18 protein-coding genes, 3 pseudogenes and 1 riboswitch are annotated in these 24,237 nt (G+C 34.6%); of the genes and pseudogenes, 11 read left to right on the top strand and 10 right to left on the bottom strand.

The features are described from left to right. Positions 1-41: 41 nt before the first annotated feature. Complete coding sequence (locus tag ACB089_RS04200; protein WP_374965423.1) at positions 42-3,134, bottom strand: SpaA isopeptide-forming pilin-related protein; 3,093 nt, start codon at positions 3,132-3,134, stop codon at positions 42-44. Positions 3,135-4,327: 1,193 nt separating this feature from the next. On the opposite strand from ACB089_RS04200, the gene ACB089_RS04195 reads away from it, so the two are divergent. Next, the gene (locus ACB089_RS04195) at positions 4,328-4,696 is read left to right on the top strand and encodes a hypothetical protein (RefSeq protein WP_374965422.1); all 369 of its coding nucleotides are present in this window, start codon (positions 4,328-4,330) and stop codon (positions 4,694-4,696) included. A gap of 243 nt (positions 4,697-4,939) precedes the next feature. On the opposite strand, the gene ACB089_RS04190 is transcribed toward ACB089_RS04195, so the two are convergent. Beyond that, positions 4,940-6,406: a hypothetical protein gene (locus ACB089_RS04190; RefSeq protein ID WP_374965421.1), complete on the bottom strand. Its 1,467-nt coding sequence runs from the start codon at positions 6,404-6,406 to the stop codon at positions 4,940-4,942. A gap of 454 nt (positions 6,407-6,860) precedes the next feature. Here ACB089_RS04190 and ACB089_RS04185 point away from each other — a divergent pair, with 454 nt between their 5' ends. The 4 genes from ACB089_RS04185 (at position 6,861) to ACB089_RS04170 (ending at position 10,065) form a co-directional block, all read left to right on the top strand. After that, on the top strand, positions 6,861-7,139 hold the full coding sequence (locus tag ACB089_RS04185) for a hypothetical protein (protein ID WP_374965420.1): 279 nt from the start codon (positions 6,861-6,863) through the stop codon (positions 7,137-7,139). 295 nt (positions 7,140-7,434) lie between these two features. Continuing rightward, positions 7,435-7,686 (top strand): hypothetical protein, encoded by a 252-nt coding sequence (locus ACB089_RS04180; protein ID WP_374965419.1) that lies wholly within the window; start codon positions 7,435-7,437, stop codon positions 7,684-7,686. A gap of 23 nt (positions 7,687-7,709) precedes the next feature. Further along, positions 7,710-7,904, top strand: coding sequence for a hypothetical protein (locus ACB089_RS04175; protein ID WP_374965418.1), 195 nt, complete (start codon positions 7,710-7,712; stop codon positions 7,902-7,904). 664 nt (positions 7,905-8,568) lie between these two features. Then, positions 8,569-8,676: riboswitch (SAM riboswitch) on the top strand. A gap of 108 nt (positions 8,677-8,784) precedes the next feature. Then, positions 8,785-10,065, top strand: a complete 1,281-nt coding sequence (locus ACB089_RS04170; protein WP_374965417.1) for a Na+/H+ antiporter NhaC family protein — start codon at positions 8,785-8,787, stop codon at positions 10,063-10,065. Between the two features lie 240 nt (positions 10,066-10,305). Here ACB089_RS04170 and ACB089_RS04165 read toward each other — a convergent pair whose 3' ends face one another. Together ACB089_RS04165 and mutT are read right to left on the bottom strand one after the other, a co-directional pair. Continuing rightward, complete coding sequence (locus ACB089_RS04165) at positions 10,306-13,197, bottom strand: DUF3427 domain-containing protein (RefSeq protein WP_374965416.1); 2,892 nt, start codon at positions 13,195-13,197, stop codon at positions 10,306-10,308. A gap of 24 nt (positions 13,198-13,221) precedes the next feature. Then, positions 13,222-13,620 carry an 8-oxo-dGTP diphosphatase MutT gene (mutT, locus tag ACB089_RS04160; protein WP_374965415.1) on the bottom strand — a complete coding sequence of 133 codons (399 nt, stop codon included), beginning with the start codon at positions 13,618-13,620 and terminating at the stop codon, positions 13,222-13,224. 270 nt (positions 13,621-13,890) lie between these two features. Here mutT and ACB089_RS04155 point away from each other — a divergent pair, with 270 nt between their 5' ends. Next, the gene (locus ACB089_RS04155; protein WP_374965414.1) at positions 13,891-14,679 is read left to right on the top strand and encodes a hypothetical protein; all 789 of its coding nucleotides are present in this window, start codon (positions 13,891-13,893) and stop codon (positions 14,677-14,679) included. A 21-nt stretch (positions 14,680-14,700) separates the two neighbouring features. Here the strand turns inward: ACB089_RS04155 and ACB089_RS04150 are convergent. Continuing rightward, a pseudogene (locus ACB089_RS04150) lies at positions 14,701-15,057 on the bottom strand (hypothetical protein); the annotation flags it as partial. A 148-nt stretch (positions 15,058-15,205) separates the two neighbouring features. Between ACB089_RS04150 and ACB089_RS04145 the strand changes: the two are divergent. The 5 genes and pseudogenes from ACB089_RS04145 to ACB089_RS04125 all read left to right on the top strand — a co-directional run. Beyond that, positions 15,206-15,457: pseudogene (locus ACB089_RS04145) on the top strand (site-specific integrase); the annotation flags it as partial. A 5-nt stretch (positions 15,458-15,462) separates the two neighbouring features. Further along, positions 15,463-15,707, top strand: a pseudogene (locus ACB089_RS04140) (IS21 family transposase); the annotation flags it as partial. Positions 15,708-15,922: 215 nt separating this feature from the next. Further along, on the top strand, positions 15,923-16,165 hold the full coding sequence (locus ACB089_RS04135) for a hypothetical protein (protein ID WP_374965413.1): 243 nt from the start codon (positions 15,923-15,925) through the stop codon (positions 16,163-16,165). Positions 16,166-16,283: 118 nt separating this feature from the next. After that, a complete protein-coding gene (locus tag ACB089_RS04130) occupies positions 16,284-16,457 on the top strand; it encodes a hypothetical protein (RefSeq protein ID WP_374965412.1) in 174 nt (57 codons plus the stop codon). A gap of 38 nt (positions 16,458-16,495) precedes the next feature. Continuing rightward, a protein-coding gene (locus tag ACB089_RS04125) for an IS3 family transposase (protein WP_374965411.1) occupies positions 16,496-17,631 on the top strand; the annotation gives its coding sequence in 2 pieces (ribosomal slippage) (positions 16,496-16,721 and positions 16,721-17,631; 1,137 coding nt in all). A gap of 376 nt (positions 17,632-18,007) precedes the next feature. Here ACB089_RS04125 and ACB089_RS04120 read toward each other — a convergent pair. The 5 genes from ACB089_RS04120 to ACB089_RS04100 all read right to left on the bottom strand — a co-directional run bounded on the left by ACB089_RS04120 (position 18,008) and on the right by ACB089_RS04100 (position 23,861). Further along, on the bottom strand, positions 18,008-18,076 hold the full coding sequence (locus ACB089_RS04120; protein ID WP_374967661.1) for a hypothetical protein: 69 nt from the start codon (positions 18,074-18,076) through the stop codon (positions 18,008-18,010). Between the two features lie 287 nt (positions 18,077-18,363). Beyond that, positions 18,364-18,513, bottom strand: a complete 150-nt coding sequence (locus ACB089_RS04115) for a hypothetical protein (protein ID WP_016429071.1) — start codon at positions 18,511-18,513, stop codon at positions 18,364-18,366. A gap of 309 nt (positions 18,514-18,822) precedes the next feature. Beyond that, complete coding sequence (locus ACB089_RS04110; RefSeq protein WP_374965410.1) at positions 18,823-18,981, bottom strand: hypothetical protein; 159 nt, start codon at positions 18,979-18,981, stop codon at positions 18,823-18,825. 636 nt (positions 18,982-19,617) lie between these two features. Beyond that, positions 19,618-21,390, bottom strand: a complete 1,773-nt coding sequence (gene ltrA / locus ACB089_RS04105; protein ID WP_374967547.1) for a group II intron reverse transcriptase/maturase — start codon at positions 21,388-21,390, stop codon at positions 19,618-19,620. 1,335 nt (positions 21,391-22,725) lie between these two features. After that, positions 22,726-23,861 (bottom strand): IS3 family transposase gene (locus tag ACB089_RS04100; RefSeq protein WP_374965409.1). Its coding sequence is split into 2 segments (ribosomal slippage): positions 22,726-23,636 and positions 23,636-23,861, totalling 1,137 coding nucleotides; the frame shifts between segments, so codons are not numbered across the junction. Positions 23,862-24,237 lie beyond the last annotated feature (376 nt).

Below are 24,237 nucleotides of genomic sequence, written 5' to 3'. Positions count from 1 at the left end.
ATAATAATCCCCCTGTTCGTTCAAAACAGGGGGATTATATTTTAAATTTCTCTTCTACTACGTCGTAATAACAAGTATGCTAGCGCTACTAAAATCAAACCGAGTACTTGGTATAGGGTTGTATTACTTTCCCCTGTTTGAGGTAAGCGTTTCGCTTGATTTGGCGTATCTTGATCATTTTTGTCAACTTTTTGATTTTGAACCACGTTGTTAGCGTGCTCCTTTGATGACATTTCTACTACATTACGCTCATTTTGTGAGTCACTTGGTTTTTCACTAAGTTCCACCGATGTTTCCGGTTTCTCTTGAGTCTTTGGTTCCTCTACTACATTACCCTCATTGTTTGGGTCTTTTAGTTCTTCACTTGGTTCCACCGGTTTTTCTGGTGTTGTCGGTTTTTCATTTGGCCCCATCGGTTTTTCTGGTGTTATCGGTTTTTCACTTGGCCCCATCGGTTTTTCTGGTGTTGTTGGTTTTTCATTTGGCCCCATCGGTTTTTCTGGTGTTGTTGGTTTTTCACTTGGCCCCACCGGTTTTTCTGGTGTTGTTGGTTTTTCACTTGGCCCCACCGGTTTTTCTGGTGTTGTTGGTTTTTCACTTGGCCCTACCGGTTTTTCTGGTGTTGTTGGTTTTTCACTTGGTTCCACAGGTTTTTCCGGTGTTGTCGGCTTTGTTGGTTCAGCTTGATTCACTACTTTTAACTGAATAACAGATTCTTTGTCTACCAAACTAACTTCAAAGTCGATTGGTTTTGCATCCAGCTGATAACCTTTTGGTGCTTTTGTTTCCACAAACGCATATTTACCCGGACGTAAATTATCTACTTTAATTTGACCGTCCTTATCTGTTACTAATTTTATTACTACTTCTTTACCCTCTTGATTAATGAGTTTGAATTCTGCATCAGGTAATACTGGACCTTGCTCATCTTTAGCATGCTTTGTCAATACTACCGTTGTCTTGTTATAGGAATTTTCTACTGTTACTTGAACATCTTCTTTTTGATCGTTTTCAATTGTAAATTCCATTTTTTCATGTAAAGGTTTATATCCATATAACGCTTTTGTTTCCACAAACGCATATTTGCCGGGAAGTAGATTGTTAACTTTAATTTGGCCGTCTTTATTAGTTACTAATTTTTCTGCAATAACTTTGCCTTCATCGTTAATTAACGTAAATTCAACGCCCTCTAATTTGTCTTTAGTATCAGCATTTATTTTCGTTAAAACAATCGATCCTTTAGGGATTTTTGTATTTACAATATTATAACCTTCAACTTTTGACTCATATCCCGCTACCGGTTGCTCTTTCACAGCATATTTTATTTCTTTACCGTCTACTGTGTATTGGTCTATGTTTTCAAAGCTATACTTCCAACCATTTTCTGCTGTTACTGTTTTTGTAGCAATAACCTGTCCATCTTTGAGTAAATCTACTTTGATTTCTGAAGGACGATCTTGTTCACGATCGTTGCTCCAAGTTTTCGTTCCTTCAATCGAGGTTTTTTTCAAACTGTTAGCAATTGGTAATTCAATACCTTTTGCAGCATCCGTTTTTATTGTAAATGGAATTTTCATACTTGCATCAAATGTTACATATTCAGGAGCTGATACTTCTAGTACATAGTAGTCACCAGCCTTCAAGTCTGGTACTTCTACAATTCCTTTGTCATCGGTTTTATACTGATCGCCAATTTGTTGACCACCTGATGTGAAAACTTTAAATTGAACATTTGGAATGACTTGTTCTTTATGACCATCTATATGTTTCAGTATTCTTAATGTACCTTTGGCTGGTAAATCTCCTATAGCCCCACCATTGGCTGAAATATTTTTTACTTGAGCTACCTTGTTCTCATGTACTTCCTTTTGGTTGTTAACTTTGTAAGTCAAATCATATTCATTCTTAAAATATTCTTCATTTAACCCTTCAGCTGTAATAGTTGTTTCATAACCTACAGTGAACTCTGAAAAACTTGCATACTCACTATAAATCACTACATTAAATGAATTATCATCCGTAAAACTTACAGATCCATATCCTTTACTTTCAAACTCTTCTAGTGTCAACCGCTGATTGCCTAGTTTGCCACTTGTGTTGATATAGAAACTATCTTTCTGTATTTGTTGACCGCCTTTTGAAGAATCTTGTAAAACGATATCACTTTCAAGGGATTCCTTCTTACCGTTGAAGACTAGAAACCACCGAACTTCATCAGCATTTTCTGGTATAATATCGCCTGCTTTATAGAAAAAGATTCTTGAACCATCACTAGTTGGGTGAGTAACTGTTACAGCTTGTGCACTTAAATCTGTTCCAAAGCTCGTATTAACCGTTTTTGTAACTCCATACTCTACATTCGTCGCCATTATAGTGAAATTAAAGTAACCTTTTATATTTTCACGTTGATCTACTTTATTATTGAACGTACATACAACTTGTTCGTTAGTCACATTACATGAACCGTAATCATCTAGAGGGATATTCTTATTAAAACCTCTTAATTCAGGTGGTAATGTCATCGTAAGTGTATCGCCTGATTTTAATTTCAGACCAGGCTTTTCACTAAATGTTACAGAGACTCCTGTTTGTTCACCGTATAATAAATTTGTTTTTGTAATTTGCACACTATCGAGAAGTCCTGTATTGCTGTGTTCTTGTACTTTTTCTACAGGAGGTGTATTTGTTTGAGTTTGTTCGGGTTTTACTGCGTTACTATCTTCTACAACAGTTTTAGATTCTTCTGCAAGAGTACTTGACTTGTCTGTAGGAGCATTGGAGTTGTCTGTTTGAGTGCTTGAGTTATCTATAGGAGCACTTGGACTGTCTATTTGAGTGCTTGAGTTGTCTATAGGAGCACTTGGATTTTCTGTTAGAGTACTTGAGTTGTCTATAGGGGCACTTGGATTTTCTACTTGTTTAGGCGAATCAACGCTGTTATTTTTTTCTACTGCCCCATCACTTACACCAGCACCTTCAATAGCATTCGCTCCGTTTCCTTCTACTGCTGGTGCTTCTTTTGTTTCAGTTGCTCCAATATTAGCATCCGCTTCAATCGCAAACGCTGAGATTGGTGATAGTACTGTTTGTAATACGATCAGCAATAAGATTGCTACTATGTTTAATTTTTTCATGTTTTTCTCCTTTCTAAATCCTGAGAGATACCTATTGGTGTTTGCTGACAACTTAATGTCGGAAGAATGTCACAAACAATAAGTTGGTACCTCTATCCTTCCATTCACTTCTTGTCATAAATGAATACATTGCTAATAAATTCTTCAAAGCATAGGACAAAATCGCATGTATAGGTCCTATTTTCACCTCTCCTCAAATAATGAATCTCACTTTATAATCATTACAAAGTAGGTCGCTGAACAAATACTAAATGATTCCAGACTTTTTGTCTACATAAATTTTAAAAAATTCTCCATTTTTTTTATTTATCTTTAATAAACAAAGAAAAAACAGTAAAAATTTACTTGCAATGAGTATTTTTTTATCATTTTTTATTATAAATATAATAAAAATCCACCAAACAGCTCTTACTTCAAAAACATTTTATTTAAATAGGAAATGATATTATATTGAGAAAATATTAGTTGAATTGATATTCACAATAAGTAATTATCATGCATGGTGGGCTAAACTAAATGTAAAAAAACGTCCATATATAAAACCACACATTTAACTGTGCTAAAGTCACAGAAATGTGTGGTCTCGTTATTCACTATTCTTCAATTAAACCCATTGGCATGGCTTTTATAAATTCTTTCACTTCACGAATACTAGGGAATTTACTTTCTACAAAGTCCATCCTACTAGTATTTTTTCTAATTTTTCTCAACTTTTGTTTAATTTATAACAAAAATTGATTTTGTACTATTTATAGCTACTGATATGTTTATAATATCCCGGGGAAAGTAAAGAAGAGAGAGTTTTTCATTTGTGTTTTCGATTAAGATTTATCTCCTTGTAGATAAAAAAGAGAAATTTCTAATGACTTTATCGTTTAACATCCAGGTTGGAGCGAATACCAATACAATATCTCGTATTATTTCTTTAGCAAAGATCCTATGTCATGTAGTGCACGTGTTGGATATGGACCTTTTTCTATTTCTGCTACGAAAGCAGAATCTAATGCGCAAGTTATTAAAGCTGGTCCAAAAAACGGACAAGACCGGGTGTTTATGGAAATGTAGGTGTGACTAAATACAATGTGGAGAAATATAATGGAGCAGGAATATACACTGGTTCCACGTCAAAATATATAAGCAATGCATCAAGTACGTATGTTAAGAGTAGAAATAAATAGAGAGTAGTATGCCGTATGAAAAACAAAAAAACATTTCGGATTATTAGTATAATGATACTAATAATTGCCTTACTTATAACTGCTTATAAGTTTGACGAGAGCAAAAACAATCTTGTGGAGATGCTGAAAATTCAAGATACAGTCTATGTCGTAACCGGGGAACCAGTTGAAAAATCCCAAGTAGTAAGGAAATTAGGGGAGATTAAGCAAAAAATAGATAGAAATCAAGTTCCGAATGCTAATTTTGAGTCTAATTCTTTAAATGAGGGTACTCCTATATATGAAAGAAAAAATGGAGATGAGTTTCCAAAATCTGTAGTGTATAAACGAGAGGGTAAATTTTATATTGCTACTCAAGTAGTAAACCTAAACCGTAGTGATTGAGCAACAACCTCTTTTTTAGAAATAAATTGTAATAGTAGCTGACTTTTTTGAAGGTTAGCCTCTGAAATACTTGTACTACGTATTTCAGCGGTTACTACTTGAAGTGATGAAAAGCATTTTTGATTTAAAACCATAGTTAAAGTAAGTTACGAAATATCTTTTTTCACCCTAAAAAAAGAAATCCCACGGAAAAGTCATCAACCTTTCCGTGGGATTTTGTGTGATTGGATATTCACTACTTCACTATTCTTCAATTAAACCCATTGGCATGGCTTTCATAAATTCTCTCACTTCTCGAATACCAGGAAGTTCACTTTCTACAAGCTCCACCCCGACAATTTTTGCTAGTGGTTGAAGCATCGGTTTTACCTCTCTAGAGACAAATATTTTACTTGGTCTTACCTCTAAGCTTTGTAAATATGCCCATAAAATACTTTGTGCGATTGGTGGCGTTTTGGGCATCGGGAACATTTCGTGTCCAATAACCAAATTGCTTCCTCTTTCAACAAGCATACCAACAATCGGATAAACAGTGCGGTTCGTCAGTTCCGTTTCTACGCCAAAAGGCATGTAAAACACATCATATTCTAATTGTAACGCACTTTTAGGCTTTTTCTTATATTGTGCTTTTTCAAACATCGAAATTTCCTCGTAGCACTCATACGTTGGCTTCGGTATATTTATCTGCAAAATATAGATTTCTTGTAACTCACCATCCATTTGTACTTTAAACGTTGGATATTGATGTGCAGCTACCTGTGGATATTCCCAGCCATCCTTCCTAGCTTCTGTAATATTAATCATCCTACTTACAACATCAATTAATAACTCTACCTCTAGATAATTTGGTCTTTCAGGATGCGTTCCTTCTTGATAGCTACGGAATTGAATCCAATTCTTCTTCCCTCTATACGACAGCCCACAATCTTTAATTAGCAGATAATCTGCTGGATCTAACTCTTCTCTATCAACAAAACTCACAGTTAAAGCGTTTAAACTATAGGAAAAATCACTCGATATATTTTTCTCAAAAAGTATTTTCGCTAAGCTGTCATAGCCATTTTCCATATCAAAAATCATTAATCCAAACTCTTCACCACCAGCTCCCATTACAGAAACAAGTACTTTGTAATCTATATCCGCAAAGTGAATGACAACGACTTCATCATCCTTTAAATATTGCCATGGCTTTAGTTTTTTCAGGTCATTAGTAAGCTCCAATAAAGTAAGATAATCTGGCTCCAGGTTTTCTAGTAAACTATTTGCCTCTTCATCCTCCCGTATCAGTTCATTAATTTCCTCCAAATTAATCTTGTCCATTTTACCAGTATGAATATTGCCTGCTCCAGCAATACATATAGGCGTTTCAGAGTTCATCGGTAATTCCTCATTGCTCTCGAATCGAATAGTAAATGATTCACTATTATCAATTACATGAGCAATGGCTTCATCACCCGATTTTCGAAGCCATTCATCGACCAACTCTTCATCTGTATCTAAATCCGTATCATTTTTAGGTAAAAAACAAATCTTCTCTTTAGATACTCGTCCATCTTTTTTAACCATTTCAAAATTAAAATAGTCCGAACCATCCAAATCAAAACTTAGTAATATCATTTCATCTAGCATGGAAAAACTACTGTTCTTCGGTAACAATAACTTTCGATAAATCTCCGGTTTTTTCTTACTTTCAATATGCAACTGGATCATTGTTTTACCTCCTACTTCTACTTGTTATAGCTATTCTGATGAGTTCGGTATAATCTTCACTCATATACAAATGTATTCATCTCTTGCGCTATCTCTTTATTGATTTCAACTTTGTAGCTATTCCATATGCGAATCACTCTTTATTCACTTTACTGGCAATCTCTTCATTCTGCAACACTTCAAACTTCATCCCAACCAATTGCTACACATCTCAATATCTGTTGCATTAATTGTACAAAACACCCTAAGTGTTGTGCTAGCAACAGCTACGTATTGTAATTACAATATTCACATTTTAGAAAGCTGAGATTAACCTTCCGACTTTTCTCAATTTTTGTTTAATTAATAACAAAAATTGATTTTTAAACTTTTACAGCCAATGGTATGGTACTAATAGTAGGGGAATTTTATATTATACCTTTCCAAATTCACGGAAGAAGAGTAGGAGGAAAAGATGAAAAAATCTTATAAAATGATCGTTGCTATTCTTTTGAGTATTTTCACTTTTACTTCAATTACATTTTTAGGAACTATTGCTATTGTGTTATCTAATGTTGAATTTTTTAATTTTCAATCTACGTTTTTTGGTCTAGATATTGTTTATGTTCATATTCAAGATAGTGTATTTAAAGCTAATGTAACATGGACAGGTGTACTAATATTTGGTCTTTTAGGAGGTGTTATTCAACTTCTTATTAATAAATTTAGTAAATCAGCTAACCACGCATATTGATTAAATAAATCAGCCAATCTTCATTCGTAATAAAACGCCAAAGTTTCATTAATACGACAAGCGCCATTACGAGAAGGATTACATGTCGACTATGACTATAAATAAGAAAAAGTTGAATGAAACTGGAGTTCTAATTTACCGAGTAAAATAGGTCCATTCGGTGCTGCTTTAATATTATATCCATATGAATAGGAGTGGTTAGAAGCACAAGATAATAATAGAAAAATTTAATTCTATAAAAAGGGTATCAATTCTTTGATATCCTTTTTTAACCTTTTAAAAGAAGGTGAAAACTTTGGGTTATGTGTTAATAAATACATTTATTTTATTACTTATTATTTTATTTGCTGAATCATTAATGTATTTAATTACAATAAAAAATACAAAATTAAAAAGCATTTTAACTTATATAGTAATGGCAGTAATAGCGTTTATCACCAGTCAATATATACCTAATGATTTTAAGGAATTTACAAAAACGTTTGCTAAAGCATTTTTAATTTTAGCAATAGTATCTTTATTTTACAAAAATACCAATATTAATTAAAATGGAAGGACTAAATATCGACTATGACTACTAACAAGAAAAAGTTGATTGAATCCGGAGTTGTAGGTCAATGGAGTAATGGATTTTATGTAGCATTAGCCTATGGAATGTTATTCGTTTCTTTAATGCTCGTAACAGACAAAGAGCTTACAATTAATGTTTTAGCTATACCCGCTTTAGTTTTATTTTTAGTTGTTAGCGTTACTGAATATTTGTGACGAGAGACGGAAAAAAAGATATGCCTCAATGGATTATAGTGGGAGCATTTGTTATTGCTGTTCTTACTGCAATAGGTATGACGGTTATTTCAAACTGAGGGAGTGAGAAGATGCTACATAATAAAATAAAATATATCGGATTTTTAGCTATGCTTATATTTGGAGGCATTTTTATTTTCAGATGGTTTCTTCGAGATGAATTATTATTAGATCAATTAATTGGTTTTGTGGTAGGTTCTATTCTTTTTATAGTGTCTTTTTTTGTTAAAAGAAACTAAATCAGTCTAGTCGTCTCTACGATTACTATTGAGCTTTTTAAATATATCTCTTTACAATAGATGATTACTTTTTTTTGCTTCACATTTTCTATACCTTCAATTTCTGCAAATGCACCTACATCTTTGTCATTCTCCTGTATTAACAATCTAATTGCCTATCGTCGTGATAGATGGTTCTATGATTACACCAATATTTTTAACATCTTAATTTAGCACTTCATGAATCGCTCCTCTCTTTTTTTACCATAGTCGCCTTAAAGCGAATTTTCTTTCTTAAAAAAATGTTTTTATGTTCTCTGAAATAGTATTTAATTAAAAACATGTTGCAAATATAGATGTTTTATTATAGTATTTCATTATTGTGCAAAAAAATAATATATTTTTTCTTCTTATCAAGAGAGATGGAGGGACTGGCCCTATGATATCTCGGCAGCGGAACTTTGTGATTAAGTTACTGTGCCAAATCCAGCAAGCAATGGCTTGATAGATAAGAGGAGTGTTTTATAAATATAAGACCTCTTCTTGTTATTTCAAGAAGAGGTCTTTTTTTAGAAAAAAAATGGACAAGGATGTATCCATTTTTAAATTTTGGAGGTAGAACAATGAAGAAAGAGAATCCATGGGCGCTGATCCCATTTGTTGTTTTTTTAGTTTTATTTATTGGTTCAGGGGTTATTACAGGTGATTTTTATGCCTTTCCTGTCATTGTAGCCATTGCCATTTCGGGCGCTGTGGCTCTGGCGATGAATCGAAAAGAATCGTTTTCGCGGAAGGTTGATATTTTCTGCAAAGGCGCAGGAAATTTAAATGTCATGCTGATGGTTGTTATTTTTCTTTTGGCTGGGGCCTTTTCAGAGGTAGCAAAAGGTATGGGGGCTGTGGACTCCACTGTTAACTTTGCTTTATCGGTCATTCCGCCAAACCTGCTTGTCGTAGGCTTGTTCATCATTGCCTGCTTTATCTCCCTGTCAATGGGTACATCGGTGGGAACGATTGTTGCACTGGCGCCGATTGGAGTTGGGATAAGCGAGCATATCGAACTTTCCATGGCTTTAGTAATGGCAGCGATTGTCGGCGGTTCGATGTTTGGCGATAATTTATCCATTATTTCAGATACAACCATTACTGCCGTTCGTTCACAAGGCGCACAAATGAAGGATAAATTTAAGGTGAATTTTTGGATTGTGTTACCGGCAGCTGTTGTAACGAGCATTATTTTAGGGGTTATCACAATGGGGGAAACCGCACAAGTAGAACATTTAAGCTATAGTTGGGTAAAAATTGTTCCCTATGTTTTAGTTATTATTTTAGCGTTAGCTGGCATGAATGTTTTCTTTGTTCTGGCATTTGGGATTGTTCTCGCCGGTGCTGTGGGCTTAGCGGATGGCAGCTATCACTTAATGAGCCTTATGCAAACGATTGGCGAAGGAATGTCAGGCATGTATGAAATGGCATTTCTTGCAATATTAATCGCTGGAATGGTGGAGGTTATTAAGTTTAACGGAGGAATCGACTTCCTGCTTCACCTTGCGACACGAAGAATTAAATCAAAAAAGGGTGCTGAATTTGGGATTGCCGGCCTTGTGGGTCTAACTAATTTATCTACAGCCAATAATACGATTGCTATTTTAATTGCTGGTCCACTTGCAAAAAATATTGCTGATCAGTATGAGATTGAGCCAAGAAAGTCCGCAAGTATATTAGATATTTTCTCCTGTACGGTCCAAGGTCTTCTCCCATACGGAGCCCAATTCCTGGCAGCCGCAAGCGTAGCCGGAATATCGCCAGTGAGCATGCTACAATACTCTTTCTATCCGATCTTGATAGGAATTTGCGGGATCATCGCTATCCTTATTGGATACCCGAAACAAAAGAAAGCCTGAGCTTCATCACTTTAGAGTGACAGGTGTGGCTTTAGAAAATATTGATTTTACATTGAAAATAATCCAATTGTTTTGAAAGAAAGATTAATCAAAACGATTGGATTTTTTTATTTAAGGCTATTCTTTTTTGATAAAAAATTTTAATAAGGTTGATTAAATGATATTCAAGAATTTTACCCCTTAATTTCCTCGTATTTAAGAGAAAAACCCGAAGCAATTAGTTCACTTCGAGTTTAACTTTCATTCATCTACTAAATAACGGTAGATATCATAATGTACAGGTTGCTCTAGTACCAAATTCATCGTAACGACTGATAGATTATTTCCTTTTCCATCAGGCATTTTTTCGTTTTTTGCACTACCATCTGCAATGTCTGCTTGGCCCAGGTAATAAAAATCTGTGCCTTCACCGTCATCTTTTTTCGTAAATAGATGAATTTTCATCCCTGACTCTTTATAAGTTAAGATGTTCTTTACTTCAACGGAATCCAGCGTTAAACGATTACGAGTGAACCATCTAAATAGTTCGGGTGCTAAAAATTCATCACCATAAGCTTGGCTTGTTTCGACTTCATCCTTTTTATGATACGTAACAAAGATTGGACAAGTGTTATGTTTTGAGCGGTAACCGTAAATAGTTGATGAATCATCATGCGGCCAGTTCAATAATCGGCAAGCATCTCTACGGGAATATTTCTCATATAACGTCATTGCTTTTGATTTATCATACTTTTGATTTTTAACATAAGCACATTTTACAATATCCTCAATATATCCTTTAAAATTTGAATCTCTCACACTCTCTTGAATTTCCTTATTAAATTGATAGTGTCCATCAACGATTTCAATAATAGGCTTAAATTTATACTTTTTCACATCATTTTGAACATGGAATTTTAGTGAGAACATGTTTTCAACGGATTGAATTGTTGCATCATCTGCATATGTTCCAAATTCTTTTAATCTTTGAACGAAAGACTCTCTGGAAATTGATTCATCATAAAGTAACGTTTCAATTAAAAGAATTTCGTGTACTCGTTTTCCATTCAAAAACTCTTTTGAAAACATTCCCAAAACAGAAAGTTCATATTCAGTGAGAGAAGGAATTGACTCCTTCATTTTCAATAAGAAATTATAGTAGTTATCGGAATAACCTACAATAACTTCAGGGTCGATTGAGTTTTGCTCAATAAAGTCAATGAGGAAAGGGATTCGACCCAAACGATTTTTCATTTCTGTATAAGCATCCCTTAATGTTTTTAATGTCGATAAATTTGTATTGTTAATAGCATCAAAAATCTTCTTTTTGGCAATTTCCTCAAAATTTATCGTTGACACGCCTTGTATATAGTCTGTATTTACCGTTTTTCGGCGGACGTTATCTTTGTTCATAGTTTGGTCCCCAGAGAGGGAAATAGGAATCAGATAGTTATTTTTATAGTTTCCGATAAAATCAATAATTGTTACATAATCTTTAGAATCGTGTTTACGTAGACCACGACCAAGCTGCTGTATAAATATAATGCTCGATTGTGTTTGGCGAAGCATTACTATTTGATTTAAGAATGGGATATCAATACCTTCGTTAAAAATATCAACCGTTAAAATGTGTTCGAGTTCTCCCTTATTCAATTTTTGAATTGCTTCTTCGCGCTCATTCTGTGAATTGTCACCAGTTAACCCAATCGTTTTTAAACCTTCACGGTTTAAAGCAGTAGAAAGTTCATGAACTTCCTCCTTGGACCTACAAAACATTAATCCACGAATACGATCACCAGAATAGCCATAATAATTAATCTTCTCAATAATGTGTTTTACACGTTCAGAAGATACTAATTTTTGTAGCTCTGTTGCATCATCAATAGTTAATCCATCTTTTTCATAGTCCAAAACACCAAAATAATGGAAAGGACAGAGCATCTCTTCTTCAAGAGCTGCTTGTAGACGGATTTCATAGGCGATGTTGTAATCAAACAACTCATAAATGTTGAATCTATCTGTTCGTTCAGGTGTTGCGGTCATACCAAGTAAAAAATTAGGAGTAAAATAATTGATAATTTTTAAATAGGATTCTGCACCTGCTTTATGTACTTCGTCTATCAACACATAATCAAATTGATCTTTTGCAAATTGTTGAAAGTAGCCATCTCTTGAAATTGTTTGTATCGTTGCAAATAAGTATTTAGCATGAACATCTTTTGAGGTACCGGAAAGAATGCCAAAATCATCTTCATGTCCACCAAGAATTTTCCGATAATCTTGCATCGCTTTCTTTAAGATTTGCTCACGGTGTACAATAAATAGCATTTTTTTAGGAGAAAAGCTTCGAACATCAAAAGCAGATAAATACGTTTTACCTGTACCTGTTGCAGAGATAATTAATCCTTTTCTAGCTCCTGTTGCACGAAGAGCATTTAATTGTTCCAGCGCAGCTGTCTGCATTTTATTTGGTTGAATGGCTAAGCTTTCAGCAAGCGCATTTGTTAAATATTCAGCATTTAGTTCTAGTGTTTTTGAAGTAGTATATTTAACAAAAGGTTGTAGCTCGTAATATTGTTTGTAATTAGCAATCCATTCTTCCTTTAAAGGAATCGCTTCATCCCAAGCATCTTCAAATTGGTTTTTAAAATGATTAATAATTTCTCCACTTTCTAATGAAGTTAAAAATACATTCCACTCATAGTTTGCTTTTAAAGCACTGTCAGTTAAATTGGAGCTTCCGACAATTAAAGAGTAATAGTCTTGATGTTCAAAAATATAACCTTTTGAATGGAAACCTTTTTCACTAGTTACACGCACTTCAACGTTATCAAGTTTAAGAAGCTCTTTAAACATTTTCGGCTGGTTAAAGTTTAGAAACGTCGAGGTTAAAATGCGTCCATTTATCCCTTTTTGTTTTAAGTCGTAAAGCATTGTTTTTAAGGTTGCTAAACCACCTTCAGTAATAAAGGCGACAGAAAAAATAAATGTTTTACATGTTTTTAATTCTTGAAGTATTGTCGATAAGACATTTTCATGATGCTTGTTTGTTAAAAGTTTTGGTTTAAATTGTGCTGAGACTGTCTTGTTTTGATCGATAAAACCTTTGTAAAGGGAGTTCTCGATTTTTCGAATCAGTTGCTGTTGCTCCACTTAAATTCACATCATTTCATTTATTTATTTTTCTTCATTTGAAATCTTCTCTACTGCAGGGACATCTGCAGGGGCGAAATTCAGTTGTGTAAGTTTGTCTCGCGTAACCCATTTCGTAGCAGCATGTTCTAATGCGTTCGGTTGTCCATCTACTAATTTCGCTTTGTATGTTTCAAGTCGTACAATTACTCTATCATATTCATATGTTGTATCTTCTACTTTTGTACCTACTTGAATCGTACAAGTAAATTCCTCTTGAATTTCTCGTTTTAACGCTTGTTCAGGTGTTTCTCCAACTTCAATTTTACCGCCTGGGAATTCCCAATAATTCGCCAAACTCATTTCTGGGCTTCTTAACGCACAGAAGATTTCATTTTTTTCGTTTTCGATAATTGCACCAACAACATGGACTGTTTTTTTCATAATAGATCACCTTTATTTTATTTTTAATTTTAGTTTAGCTTATTTTAGTATAGGAGTTAAGTAAGGAGTTTAGTGAGAGATTCGAAGTATCAATATTATCCGGTCTTTTTGCCCACCTCATTAGCCCTGTAAGGACTTCCCAAGTAGCTTTGTGCCGTTTTTAAATGATGTGGCAGCATGCTTACCATTTCCTTTTAAATATCCCTTGTAAATTGTCATCACCTACTTCCAATGGTAAGATATACTAAAAAAGAGAGGAGTTATTCTTATTTGTTAAATACAATAGGTATTATTATGGGAATTATCGGTGTAATAGCAACGATAATTCAAACTGTAAAATCATTTATTAAAACAGAACACACTAGTAAAGTTCAACAGACAAATCAAAATGGAGATAATATTTACATAGATGCTCCAACAAATGTAGATAATAGTCAAACGACTACTGTCAATGTAAATACTAAACAATCTAATGCAGACGTTTCTTCAGGATTAGCATTTTTTGCAGGTATAATTGCTCTTGCTATTATGTTATCAGCCTACCAAGCAACTTATATTTTTATTCCAGCAATTTGCCTACTCTTACTAGCAATTAATGTTTATAGAGATACTAAAGTATCATTTGAAAATAGTTTGGCTAAAAAGCAATGGGCAATTAAAAATATAATATTCCTAATGTTAATTCTTCTCTTAATGTTTGTCCCAAAAACAATATTGAATATCATAAATCAATTACCTGAATTTCATTATGAATCTTTACCTAGCACTTTAGAGTCTATTGGGTATAACATAAAATTTATATATGAATATAATAAAGAATCTAGCCTGCTAGCCTTTAATCTATTTGGTCGTATACTAGTTTCATTTCTATTGATTATTTTCTTGCTTCAATCAAGTATTCTTAAAAGAAGCAGTAATAAGAAATATAAAGGGAATGACACACTAATATTCTCTGTCGTGATTTTATTAATGATATTTGGATTAAATGTCGAGTTTTTTTGGAACTTTGCTGAGCCATACCGCAATAGTATATCAACCTGGCTTAATCCTCCCCAATAAACGCATCAATTCGCTCATTCTTATATCCTCATTTACGATAAAACAAATATCCAGAACATACGGTATCTTTTCAGAGGTACCGTTTTTTACTTTTTTCAATTCTTTGTCGTTCTGATCCACACTAGCGAACACTCGAAATACTTTTTCATTCATTCGTTTTAAACCATATCTGGCGTAATCATATTTATTACTGATTTTCACTATCTTTTGGAATTTGATAAGCTCGGTACATTCGAAAATAGTTTCTTCCGGATCGATACCTTTTACAAACCAGTTCACAATCGCTTCATTCACTATTGGTAAATCATTGTCTGATGGATTAAGTTTTTTCACATACGCACCTTTTGCTTTATAGTTACCATCTGCATCAACGAGTAAGCAAGAACGTAGAGGATTTAAAACAGAAAAGGCTGCATTACTTGCAGAGGCGAAATTAGAAACAGAAGCCTTTGCAGAAGAATTAGTAACATTTGAATTTGTTGCAAAAGAATATCTAAGTTGGTATAAAAAACGGCGCAAAGAATCGTCTTACATTAAAATAAGCAGCATCATTGATGTTCATTTAATACCTCATTTTAAACGTAAAGAATTGAGAAGTATTAAACAACGTGACATTATTAAATTCCAAGACAAATTGATTGAAAGTAAAATGGCTGCGTCCCATATAAAGAAGATCCACACAACTTTATCTACAAATGCTAAGATCTACATGTACAAACGCACTCACTTAAAGATGTACACTTTTGATTCACTTTCTCGCATACTAATCATGAGGTGATTAGTGTGTACATAACGCTAGATGTTCAAACGAATTTTGAGATTAACAGTCTTTCAGACTTATGAAAATTAATAAGAGTCAGTTGGCAAAAGAAATGGGTGTAGATCGACGTACTGTTGATAAATACTTAAATGGATTTACACCAAAAGGAACAAAAGAAAAGACATCTATTATAGATGATTATTATGAAGTGATTGCAGCTTTACTATCAGAAGATTCGAAGCAAGTCTTTTATTACCGCCGTGTTGTGTAATGCAAAATTAAAATACAGAGTTTTGCAATGAGTTCGATCGAAAATTGCAAGCTGAAAGTACATAGACATTTAGACCTAGATTTGACATGGAGTGGTGCGCATAGTAGCCTCTCGTTGGCAGAGCCAGTGTATTGATACAACTGGCTTCTTGGCTCTAGGACTATGCGCACAGAGGCTCTATGTCAAATCGTTTTGGCCCTATGTAAATACCATTGCAAAACTCTGCCACTATTTTTTTGCAAAATACACGTGTACTTTGGCAATATTTGAAGGATAATCATGGCTTAGGGTGTGGTAGTTCTACATTCCGTCGCTATATTGCAAAAACGCCTGAGTTCGCAGCTTATTTTACAGATCAAGTACGTATCCCTTCACCAAAAGGAACTACAAGATTTGAAACACCACCTGGTCAACAGGCTCAATTTGACTGGAAAGAAAGTATGGTGAAAAAGTAGAAGTATCATGTTATTCACTCTATTAACAATTCTTATAATTTGGCTTTACTATCGGTGGGCTAATTCGCTTTGAATACGATGAAATTATGGAGTACTTACGTAAAGGAGACAGTAACATATGACGTACACAGTAGAACAAGTAAGCCGCGTATTAAACAGGCTAAACATGGGCTTTACAACAGATGCTGCTAAACGGTTAGTGGAAAGCAAACTTAAAAGAGTAGCACGTCCTAGCCACCACTACAACACTAGCTTTGGATGTATTATAGATGAGTGGACATACCTCGGTTAAATCAATAGAATTGAGTATAAGAGAGGACGTGTCCGACCATGAGTCAAAAAAAGTACAATAAAGAATTCAAACAAACAGTAGTCGAGCTTTATCGCGCGGGTACACCGGTCAATCAATTAGCTAGCGAATATGGTGTGTCAGAAGTCACAATTTATAAATGGATTAAACTCCATTCTCCAATTGAAGGAACTGGGGAGTTAACTGCAGCTGAAGTAGCCGCCATCCAGAAGGAAAATCTTCGATTAAAACAAGAGGTAGATATCCTAAAAAAGGCTATGACCATATTCGCGAAAAAATAGATGACCAAGAGCTAATCGACCACATTACGAAAGAAAGCGAACATCAACCCGTTCAATTGATGTGTCGCATTTTAAAGATGCCTAAAAGTACGTATTATCAATCATTTCATAAAAAGCCGAACAGCTATCATGCTGCTAATGAAAAGCTACTCGCACGCATTCGCGTCATTCATAAGGAAAGTGACGGTCGTTATGGTGCACCGAAAATATTTCAAATCCTTAAACAAGAGGGCTATACAGGTAGTATTGATCGCGTTCAACGCGTTATGAGAAATGCAGGCATTCGTTCAAACATCACAAAAAAGTACCGTCCGACGCCAACACAGAAACCCGTGGAAGAGCGTGAAAACGTGTTGGGACAAGACTTTACAACCGAAACTATCAATGAAAAATGGGTGGCAGATATTACGTATATCCACACAGTACAAGATGGTTGGTGTTATTTGGCGTCGGTATTAGATTGTCACACCAAGAAAATTATTGGGTATAAATTTGGTCGTAAAATGACGGTTGACCTAGTTTTAGAAGCCCTTGATAACGCAGTAGCAGCGCAAAATCCAGCACCAGGACTAATTGTACACACTGATTTAGGCTCTCAATATACAAGTGAAGTTTTTGGTGAACGCTTAAAGAAATACGAAATGATCCCATCATTTAGTCGAAAAGGATGCCCGTATGACAATGCATGCATCGAATCATTTCACGCAACACTCAAAAAAGAAGAAGTATACCGAACACGTTACGACCGCTTTGAAACCGCACGCGTAGCTTTATTTAAGTACATCGAAGGCTGGTACAATCGCAAGCGAATCCACGGTAGCATTGATTATTTCACACCCGATGCGTATGAGAAAATGTGTCGAGCAGCAGCGTAAAAAAGGGGTACAAAGAAATCTACCCCTCCACATTTTTCGGGCGCAACTTCCATACATTTTCCGCTCTACATCCCGAGTAGGCGGTCAAAGGCTCTTTTCACTTTGACGGGCTACTCGGGATGTGGAACACTCCAAAAATGGACGTTGCGCAACACAAAAAAAATTAACTTGAGTGTGTCTATAAACTTGACGTAGATCCAAAGCTTGGAAGAATTTTTAATTAATGAATGTAAGCTAGATGTAATTCCATGTAAACAATTATCATAACCCCATCGATTACTTCGTAGGACACTATATTAAACTTTACTACTTTTCTTAATTTATCTTTTTTATAAATACTTTCAACAACGTTTTCTAACCAATTGATTTTAGAGTACTATACCCACTCAATCGTAGCAGGTGGCTTACTCGTAAAATCATACAGTACGCGGTTAACCATTGATATATAAGGATTTTACGCTTTTTATCAAAACAGAAAAATCCGTTCAAATCATGTAATTCTTGTCCTCGATTGTAGCTGGTACCCCCCCTTGCTCACAACGTTATTATTTTGAATAATGGCTATGTCGTTGCAATGTCAAAATCAATTAATGAGGAATGGATATCTAATGACGAGTTTTTTGTCACCGAATCTAAATTTAGGAGAGTAATAAACTCTATCATCAATTGAAAAAAGAACTTCGAATAAGAAAAACATAGGGGAATTTTAGTCTCCCTATGTTTCCATTCATACTATTTATCTGTTTGTTTTTGCTTTTTTTTCAAATACTCTGCACGTATTTTTTCAAGTTGCTGCTTTTTATCAAATTTGGCAGGCTTGTGTTTTTCATGATACTTTGCCACGGCCACTTGACCTTTGGTATCCAATTGATATTTCCCCACTTTGTTCACCTACTTTTCTTGTCTTTAAAGAGAATCTATTCAACAAATATAATATACCTTATTTTACTGAAGTAAACCTTTTTTCTTTATTAGTGTACTGCCTAACCTTGCAATTATACTTATCTTGACGACCTTAAATTTGCTGATTCATTTTAAAGTCATCAATTAATTTGGTCTTTCAAACTCCTCAAGTACCGAAACCGCTTCACAATTAAGTCAGTTTTAGAAATTAGCAAACCTTTTTTTACTAAGTTTTGGCGCACTAAATCATATTGTTCATAAGTAATTTTATGTTTGCCTAAAACATCATCATAACTCATCCATAATTTCATCATTTAAATAGTAACGACCATATAATTTTAATACGGTTAATTCGAATAATAGTAATTCACTTAGTAAATCATAAAAAATTAAAACAAAATCCTCATTTATTGTTTCACATTGTGCAATATTTATAAATGTGTTCAAAAAGCATATTAATATCATTTTACGTTCGATTGATATTTAATGAAACTATATGAAATAGGGCAAAAGAAAAAACCCTTGTATATCAAGGGTTTTGACGTTTGTGATTTTAAGTATATCTTTTCCAATTTCTTAGCGATATATTTGCCAACACAGTAATACCAACCCTTTCAAGGTGCTTGGTTTTAATACCCAATCAAATTAAAAGTGTTATATTGATTTAAATTGAATTTACCTATAGCTTTTGGCATTATTTTGATTAATTTTTTTACTTTTGGCATATGTATGATTAATGATTAACTATTTACATTAACAACGAGTAAGTTCATTTGTCACTTTTGAAAAAAGATTGATTAAAATTTGCTGGCAATCCTCATTTTCCTGATTAAATAATACCTCGTATTTTGAACAAAGTTTGATCAAAATACGAGGTTTTATATGTTTGTCACTATTCATTTTTATAATAAAGATTGATTATTCTGGAACGCTAATCTTCATACAGATAGGTAAGCCTTTGAAATTATCGCCAGCTTTTCCCCCTGTTCACACCGTACGTGCGACTTTCATCGCATACGGCGTTCCAACTAATCCAATTTATTCTTTCTATGTCTTAAGCAGACGAGTGCTTTTCTTCCATTATTAGATTATTTCATTGTTACATTTCAGTCGTAAATTATTTACTTTTTCTATTTGCTTATTCGAAAGCTTTACAGCTTTTAAGAGTGTTTTAATTTTTGCCTTGTCTTTCAAATGTATAAGTTGATGTATAGTCTTATTCAAAATTATTAAGTTCGAATAACTATCATCTTTTGAAATGTTCAACGGATTGATATGATGACAATGCCAATCATTAATACCTAATTCTTCACCTAAAATGGCACATTTGCCATACTGGGCAATGAACTTACTGATTCTGTTGTCGTTGTACTCAATAGATCTATTTGGAATGTAGTTTCTCATGATGTAAGAAAGAGTATTTTTATTGATAGCCTTTAAGCTATTATGAATTTTCGCTCTACCTTCGACTGTAAAATTACAAATTATTTGTGAAAAACCTAGTGTCTTTCTCCATCGTTGTGCATGGATAGGGACAAAAACCATGTTCTGTATCTTATACAGTTTAGCCTTGTATCCCTTGTACCTCTTCTGTAAAGTCTTAGTCATCTCATGGAACCTTGCCTCGGTTCTAATATTCTTTAGTTGATTGTATAACGTCTTGCGTAGGTGGAGATTTAACTCATTCAGATTAATTGTAATTTGAGTTGCAGCTGAGTAATAGTTTTGTATTCCCATCACAACGGTATTAAAATTCCAAACTGTCTGAATACAAGGCTTTCTCTTGATAACCCTTATGGCTTCTTTTATCTTTTGGAAAGCATTTGCTTTAGCTTTTTTAGACATATCAGACTTTGCTACATAACCAAATCTGGTCTTACCCTTTCTTATGGCTTTTATTGAAAAGCCTAGAAACTCCGATGAGTTTTTCTTTAAATTAACGACCTTTGATTTTTCTTCACTTGACTCCAAATGAAGCCTTTTTCTCAAGAAGTCTTTCAATGCGTAGTTCATTTTTATTGCGTTTGACCTAGTTCGGCACATTATTTTAAAATCGTCCGCATATCGGACAATGAAGCACTCTTTTAAAGCTGTTTTCTTTAAATGCTGATATTTACTGCCATTAGTGGAGTATGTATATCTGCTTTCAAACGTTTCCCATTGGTTACTAACCCACCAATCCAATTCATTTAATACAATGTTGGATAATAACGGTGACAAAATACCTCCTTGCGGAGTACCTTTTGTAGGAATACCCTCTCCTTCAATCTCTGCTTTTAGTAGCCTAGATATAATAGAGAGGAGTGATTTATCTCTTATGCCTAGAGACCATATTTGTTTTAAAAGCTTACTATGATTAACATTATCAAAGAAACCCTTAATATCTACATCAACACAATGATGAAGCCCAGTCTGATTGATAAGGAACTCAAGTCTAGCTTTGGCATGATGAGTGCTCCGATTCGGTCTAAACCCATAACTATGTTTATGGAATTTTGCTTCACAAATTGGCTCTAAAATTTGCAGTATGGATTGTTGAAAGATTCTATCCCAAATCGTTGGTATCCCTAAAGGTCTAGTTTTATCCTTTCCTTTAGGAATGAGAACCCGTCTTACTGGTTGTGATTCATACCATTTAAACATAGCTTGAACTCTTGCTATTACATCTTCTACAGTTAAATGCAAGATATCATTGATTGTTAATTTATCGGTTCCAGCAGTTTTGCTACCTGTATTTCTTTTGATGTTTCGGTAGGCTAGACGTATATTGTCTTTAGAACTCATTAATTCTGTTAAGTCATAGAAGTGATGACCACTGACACTTTGAGCATAAAGTGTATCAAAACAATCTTGCATACTATAATACTCATTATGCCTCAATTTCTTCCGTTTCAATAAGTTGGTGACCCCTTTCGGAGTTAAACCTCTTTTAGTCTCACGAGAACCTTATTAACCGATAAAGAACTGCCTTACTTGGTTGAATAAATCTTTATTAGTCTAGTGGCTATCCCTCCACGTTCATTACACGCTTCAACGGTACTGTGCCACCACTTTCACTGATATTAAGACAAGTTATACAGTAACTATTATCATTAATATTTTCCTTGCCACCGTTTCAATGGAAGTAAGTCCTCCACGTTATCAGCTTACAACGTTGAATTATATCTATTATGGAATGAACTTAGGTGCTTCCTCTAAGCCTGTTAGTATTCATACGCCTGTAACGTATCATGGATTTTCATATTAGTTAGTTTTACTCACCCACAACTAACCTCACAATTTGGTGATATACACATTTCTATGTATCGTGCTTATAGACCCGTACATTCAGAAGTTCGTCAGCTTAACCTTTTCTTATAGGTTTATAATTAGCATTCTCACCATATTCATTCAACTCAAGCACCATGAATTACACCACTCCATCGAGGTAGGCTTTCGTCAGCCGAACTGGTACGGTAATTTCTCACACCTTTTCGCCGAGCTTATAACACCATCATTCTTACTAAATCAAGTGCTATTCGACTAAGAGAGAACCATTTCAGGCGTTACCCTGTCATTTGATTCTTCGATATAACCCTTCAATTCCGAAAGGAACTGCCTAGCCTTTACCAGATTGATGTAACCATCATCCATTTGAACTAGGAACATTTCGCACAACTAAAGCACCCCGTTAGTTGAAGAAGAACAGCGACGCTTACTCCACAATCGCGCCCGATTGTTGAATAACGATATTTACTTGAAATAAGTAAGTTTAATAAAACAACCGATATTTAAAGATAAGCTATAAAATTATACTACTGTTATAATTGCTAAGAGTAACTAAGATAAATTTAAAAAAGCAGTAGAAACCTATTCCACTGCTTTTTTTCTTATTTTTTGTATTGTTAAAACATATGTGAATTGTATTGCGTATTCGCTTGCGAATTAGTGTTTTGCACCTCTGAACCGAACCCGTTAGTTTAAGTGGTGTCCTTTTTTATAGGTTAGAGATTTGGATCTACGTCAAGTTTATAGACACACTCAAGTTAATTTTTTTGTGTTGCGCAACGTCCATTTTTGGAGTGTTCCACATCCCGAGTAGCCCGTCAAAGTGAAAAGAGCCTTTGACCGCCTACTCGGGATGCAGAGCGGAAAATGTATGGAAGTTGCGCCCGAAAAATGTGGAGGGGTAGATTTCTTTGTACCCCTTTTTTACGCTGCTGCTCGGCACATTTTCTCATACGCATCGGGTGTGAAATAATCAATGCTACCGTGGATTCGCTTGCGATTGTACCAGCCTTCGATGTACTTAAATAAAGCTACGCGTGCGGTTTCAAAGCGGTCGTAACGTGTTCGGTATACTTCTTCTTTTTTGAGTGTTGCGTGAAATGATTCGATGCATGCATTGTCATAAGGGCATCCTTTTCGACTAAATGATGGGATCATTTCGTATTTCTTTATGCGTTCACCAAAAATTTCACTTGTATATTGAGAGCCTAAATCAGTGTGTACAATTAGTCCTGGTGCTGGATTTTGCGCTGCTACTGCGTTATCAAGGGCTTCTAAAACTAGGTCAACCGTCATTTTACGACCAAATTTATACCCAATAATTTTCTTGGTGTGACAATCTAATACCGACGCCAAATAACACCAACCATCTTGTACTGTGTGGATATACGTAATATCTGCCACCCATTTTTCATTGATAGTTTCGGTTGTAAAGTCTTGTCGCAACACGTTTTCACGCTCTTCCACGGGTTTCTGTGTTGGCGTCGGACGGTACTTTTTTGTGATGTTTGAACGAATGCCTGCATTTCTCATAACGCGTTGAACGCGATCAATACTACCTGTATAGCCCTCTTGTTTAAGGATTTGAAATATTTTCGGTGCACCATAACGACCGTCACTTTCCTTATGAATGACGCGAATGCGTGCGAGTAGCTTTTCATTGGCAGCATGATAGCTGTTCGGCTTTTTATGAAATGATTGATAATACGTACTTTTAGGCATCTTTAAAATGCGACACATCAATTGAACGGGTTGATGTTCGCTTTCTTTCGTAATGTGGTCGATTAGCTCTTGGTCATCTATTTTTTCGCGAATATGGTCATAGCCTTTTTTAGGATATCTACCTCTTGTTTTAATCGAAGATTTTCCTTCTGGATGGCGGCTACTTCAGCTGCAGTTAACTCCCCAGTTCCTTCAATTGGAGAATGGAGTTTAATCCATTTATAAATTGTGACTTCTGACACACCATATTCGCTAGCTAATTGATTGACCGGTGTACCCGCGCGATAAAGCTCGACTACTGTTTGTTTGAATTCTTTATTGTACTTTTTTTGACTCATGGTCGGACACGTCCTCTCTTATACTCAATTCTATTGATTTAACCGAGGTATGTCCACTCATCTATAATACATCCAATTGTTATTGGAAAAGTAATTTTTATTTAACAACTGCTTTTCTTCAACTAGTTGTAATAAATCTTTTAGGTTCTCCACTAATTGTTTCATACCTTGCTTTATCGCGTAACCTTTACTTTGATATGAATTTCCTCCATACTTTAAAAATTTATAAATTGAATCATACACTTTTTTAAACTGACGGAGTTCCTCAATATTTACTATATCGTTTAGTACCAAAAAGTATTTTTCAAATGCACCTGTTTTTAATTCATTACAGATTGGATAAAATTTGTTTTCTTCGGTATCAATTCGAACACCT

Source organism: Lysinibacillus sp. RS10, assembly GCF_041956855.1.
Classification (GTDB): Bacteria; Bacillota; Bacilli; order Bacillales_A; family Planococcaceae; genus Lysinibacillus; species Lysinibacillus xylanilyticus_A.
Note: the sequence above shows the minus strand (reverse complement) of the source record. Positions and strands in the feature narration are given on the sequence as shown.

Excerpts from the sequence above, each read along its gene's own strand:
- ACB089_RS04200 (WP_374965423.1), bottom strand. The coding sequence starts at position 3,134 with ATGAAAAAATTAAACATAGTAGCAATCTTATTGCTGATCGTATTACAA.
- ACB089_RS04175 (WP_374965418.1), top strand. The coding sequence starts at position 7,710 with ATGACTACTAACAAGAAAAAGTTGATTGAATCCGGAGTTGTAGGTCAA.
- ACB089_RS04185 (WP_374965420.1), top strand. The coding sequence starts at position 6,861 with ATGAAAAAATCTTATAAAATGATCGTTGCTATTCTTTTGAGTATTTTC.
- ltrA (WP_374967547.1), bottom strand. The coding sequence starts at position 21,390 with ATGCAAGATTGTTTTGATACACTTTATGCTCAAAGTGTCAGTGGTCAT.
- ACB089_RS04195 (WP_374965422.1), top strand. The coding sequence starts at position 4,328 with ATGAAAAACAAAAAAACATTTCGGATTATTAGTATAATGATACTAATA.
- ACB089_RS04130 (WP_374965412.1), top strand. The coding sequence starts at position 16,284 with ATGACGTACACAGTAGAACAAGTAAGCCGCGTATTAAACAGGCTAAAC.
- ACB089_RS04190 (WP_374965421.1), bottom strand. The coding sequence starts at position 6,406 with ATGATCCAGTTGCATATTGAAAGTAAGAAAAAACCGGAGATTTATCGA.
- ACB089_RS04170 (WP_374965417.1), top strand. The coding sequence starts at position 8,785 with ATGAAGAAAGAGAATCCATGGGCGCTGATCCCATTTGTTGTTTTTTTA.
- mutT (WP_374965415.1), bottom strand. The coding sequence starts at position 13,620 with ATGAAAAAAACAGTCCATGTTGTTGGTGCAATTATCGAAAACGAAAAA.